4 protein-coding genes and 1 pseudogene are annotated in these 3,423 nt (G+C 74.0%); all 5 read left to right on the forward strand.

All coding sequences use genetic code 11. The annotated features are described in order from the left end of the window. The first annotated feature begins 190 nt into the window (after positions 1-190). The gene (locus ACLEQD_RS39625) at positions 191-505 is read left to right on the forward strand and encodes a TraR/DksA family transcriptional regulator (protein ID WP_410391110.1); all 315 of its coding nucleotides are present in this window, start codon (positions 191-193) and stop codon (positions 503-505) included. A gap of 74 nt (positions 506-579) precedes the next feature. Beyond that, entirely contained in the window at positions 580-2,025 is a 1,446-nt protein-coding gene (locus ACLEQD_RS39630) for a sigma-54-dependent transcriptional regulator (RefSeq protein ID WP_410391111.1), read from the forward strand. Next, positions 2,001-2,663: pseudogene (locus tag ACLEQD_RS39635) on the forward strand (protoglobin domain-containing protein); the annotation flags it as partial. The gene ACLEQD_RS39630 and the pseudogene ACLEQD_RS39635, both read left to right, overlap by 25 nt. Before the next feature lie 235 nt (positions 2,664-2,898). Continuing rightward, entirely contained in the window at positions 2,899-3,198 is a 300-nt protein-coding gene (locus tag ACLEQD_RS39640) for an ATP-binding protein (RefSeq protein ID WP_410391113.1), read from the forward strand. After that, the coding region (locus ACLEQD_RS39645) for a response regulator (protein ID WP_410391114.1) at positions 3,198-3,423 on the forward strand (226 nt) is incomplete at its 3' end. The genes ACLEQD_RS39640 and ACLEQD_RS39645, both read left to right, overlap by 1 nt.

Raw genomic sequence — 3,423 nt, forward strand, 5'->3', positions numbered from 1 at the left:
CCGGCGCCGGGCTGGTGACGGTGGCCGTCGCGGTGCTCGCGGTGCCGAGCGTGCTCGCGGCGCGCCGCAACCGCGCCGCCCCCCTGTCACTCCCTCCTGCCTCCTGAGAGCCCTCATGGACGTGGAACGTGAAGACACGACAGTCGCTGGGACCCACGGGCCGCGCCGCCAGCCCGGACCGGAGGACGCCATGCCCGCGGACCCCATGACGGCCCGGGCGCGGCAGATGCTGCTGTCCCGCCGGAGCGCGCTGCGTGCGGCGCGCGCGGACGCCCAGCCCGGGGCTGGCGGTGGAGGGGACGGCTGCCCGCCCGTGCGCGGAGCGCGCCTGCCACCGCATGAGCTGGAGGAGGTGGAGGCGGCGCTCGAGCGCATCGCGCAGGGCTGCTTCGGGGGGTGCGAGCAGTGCGGCGGCGCCATTGGCCGTCAGCGGCTGCTGGCCGTCCCCGAGGCGCGCTGCTGCCTGGCGTGCGCGGACGCGCGGGCAGGGGACGCGAGCGGATGACGCTCCTGGCGCCTTCCCTGGAGGCCTGGTCAGACGCACTCCTGCATCCCGGCCCGGGTCTGGTAAGCAGGGGCATGGCTCCAGAACGCATCCTGGTCGTGGACGACGAGGCGAACGCGCGGCGCGCCCTGGTCACCCTCCTGGGCGAGGAGGGGTACGAGGTGCGCGAGGCCGCGGACGGCGCGGAGGCGCTCGCGGCGCTCGACGACTTCTCACCCTCGCTGGTGCTCACGGACGTGCGGATGCCGCGCATGGACGGGCTCACGCTGCTGCGCCGCGCGAAGGAGGCCGGCAACGACGCGGCCTTCGTGATGATGACGGCGTTCGGCACCGTGGAGGCGGCGGTGGAGGCCATGCGCCAGGGCGCGGAGAGCTACCTCACCAAGCCGCTGGACCTGAACGCCGTGCTCGTCGTGCTGGGCAAGGCGCTGGAGACGCGCCGGCTGAAGCAGGAGACCCGCCAGCTGCGCGAGCGCGTGGCGGAGCGCTTCCGGGTGGGCAACATCATCGGGGACGCGCCGGAGCTCCAGGGGGTCTACGCCCTCATCCAGCAGGCGGCCCCCACGCGGGCCACCGTGCTCATCCTGGGGGAGAGCGGCACGGGCAAGGAGCTGGTGGCCCAGGCGCTGCACGAGCTCAGCCCGCGCAAGGCGCGCCCCTTCGTGAAGGTGCACTGCGCGGCGCTCAGCGAGGGCCTGCTGGAGAGCGAGCTGTTCGGTCACGAGCGGGGGGCCTTCACCGGCGCCCTGGCGCGCAAGGAGGGCCGCTTCGAGCTGGCGGACGGCGGCACCCTGTTCCTGGACGAGATTGGAGAAATCTCCCCGGCCGTGCAGGTGAAGCTCCTGCGCGTGCTGCAGGGCCGCGAGTTCGAGCGCGTGGGCGGCACGCAGACGCTGAAGGTGGACGTGCGCATCGTGGCGGCCACCCACCGCGACCTGGAGGCGGAGGTGAAGGCGGGCCGCTTCCGCGAGGACCTCTACTACCGGCTCAACGTGGTGGCGGTGACGCTGCCGCCCCTGCGCCGGCGCAAGGCGGACATCCCCGCGCTGGTGAGCCACTTCCTGGAGCGCTGCAACGCCGTCCACGGCAAGGCCGTGAAGGGGCTGGCCCCCGGCACCCTGGAGGCGCTGATGAACCACGACTGGCCGGGCAACATCCGCGAGCTGGAGAACGCGGTGGAGCGCGCCGTGGTGCTCGCGCGAGGCGAGGAGCTCACGGCGGACGACCTGCCGCCGGTGCTGCGCGGCCCCCGCCCCAGCGCCGGCGCCGTCGAGCGGCTCATCCCCGGCGCGACGCTCGCCACCATTGAGCGGGAGGCCATCCTGCGCACCCTGGAGATGGTGCAGGGCTCCACCACGCGCGCCGCGGAGGTGCTGGGCATCAGCGTGCGGAAGATCCAATACAAGCTCAAGGAGTACGGCGGCGGTGGCCCCGGCCCGGCGGACGAGGACCCGGCCGCCGACCCCCAGGCCCCCCGCGCGAGGAAGGAGTCACCATGGAAGCCGGACCCGGAGGCGTGACGGACAACGTCCTGGAGGAGCTCCAGCGCTACGTGGGCTTCTCCTCCGACGACGGAGAGGCCCTGCGCGAGCTGCACCCCATCGCCTGCGCGCACTTCGAGCGCATCGCGGACGTCTTCTACCGGCGCATCCTCGAACACCCGGAGGCGCGCAAGGCGCTGGAGGGGGGCGAGAGCCAGGTGGGCCACCTGAAGGTGACGCTCCAGGACTGGATGGGGTCGCTCCTGCTGGGGCCGTGGGACACGGCGTACTTCGAGCGCCGCTGCCGCATCGGGCGGGTGCACGTGCGCATCCACCTGCCGCAGCACTACATGTTCGGCGCCATGAACCTGCTGCGCCAGGAGCTGGCGGCGGTGCTGGAGGAGTCGCTGCGCGACGCCCCCGCGCGGGCCGCGCGCCTGGCCCGGGCGCTGGGGAAGATCCTGGACCTGGAGCTGGCCATCATGCTGCACACCTACCGCGAGGACCTGCTGGCCCAGGCGGCCCGGGCCGAGCGGCTGGCGACCTTCGGGCAGCTCGTGGGCTCCATCGGCCATGAGCTGCGCAACCCCCTGGGCGTCATCGAGACCTCGCTCTTCATCCTCAAGGGCCGCCCCGCCGCGGCGGAGGACGCGCGCGTGACCAAGCACCTGGACCGCATCGGCGAGCAGGTGGAGGTCGCCAACCACATCGTCACCAGCCTGCTGGACATGATCCGCTCCCGCCCGCTCGTCCGCGCGCCGCTGCGGCTCGCGGACGTCTGGGCGTCCGCGCTGGAGGCCGTCGCGCCCCCGGGCACGTGCGCGTGCGCGCGCAGGGGCTGGAGGCCCTGCCGTCCGTGGAGGGGACGCCGTGCAATTGCGGCAGGTCTTCGTGAACCTGCTGCAGAACGCGGTGCAGGCCCTGGGCGAGCGCGAGGGCGAGGTGCTGCTGACGGCGGACATCCCGGAGGACGGCGCGCGGCGCATCCGGCTGGTGCTGGAGGACAGCGGCCCGGGCCTGGACCCGGCCATCCGCGCGCGCGTCTTCGAACCGCTGATGACCACGAAGGCGCGCGGGCTGGGGCTGGGCCTGGCGCTGGTGCGGCGCATCCTGGAACGGCACGGCGGCGGCATCGGCTACGCTCCGGCCGTGGGCGGGCCGGGAGGGGCCCGCTTCGTGGTGGAGCTTCCCCTGACGCCGGAGCCTTCCTGATGGGCCGCTTCCTGGTGGTGGATGACAACCGGGCCTTCGCGGAGAACCTGGCGGAGATCCTGGAGGACGCGGGCCACACGACCACCGTGGTGGACTGCGGCGAGGCCGCGCTCCAGGCCGCGCGCGCCGAGCGCTACGACGTGCTCATCACCGACATGCGCATGGCCGGGATGAGCGGCGCCGCGCTGGTGCACCACCTGCGCCAGCGGGACCCGGGGCTCGCGG

Source organism: Corallococcus sp. 4LFB (genome assembly GCF_046520365.1).
GTDB lineage: Bacteria > Myxococcota > Myxococcia > Myxococcales > Myxococcaceae > Corallococcus > Corallococcus caeni.

Bases quoted from the DNA above. Each gene is read 5' to 3' on its own strand.
- ACLEQD_RS39625 (WP_410391110.1), top strand. From the start codon at position 191: ATGCCCGCGGACCCCATGACGGCCCGGGCGCGGCAGATGCTGCTGTCC.
- ACLEQD_RS39630 (WP_410391111.1), top strand. From the start codon at position 580: ATGGCTCCAGAACGCATCCTGGTCGTGGACGACGAGGCGAACGCGCGG.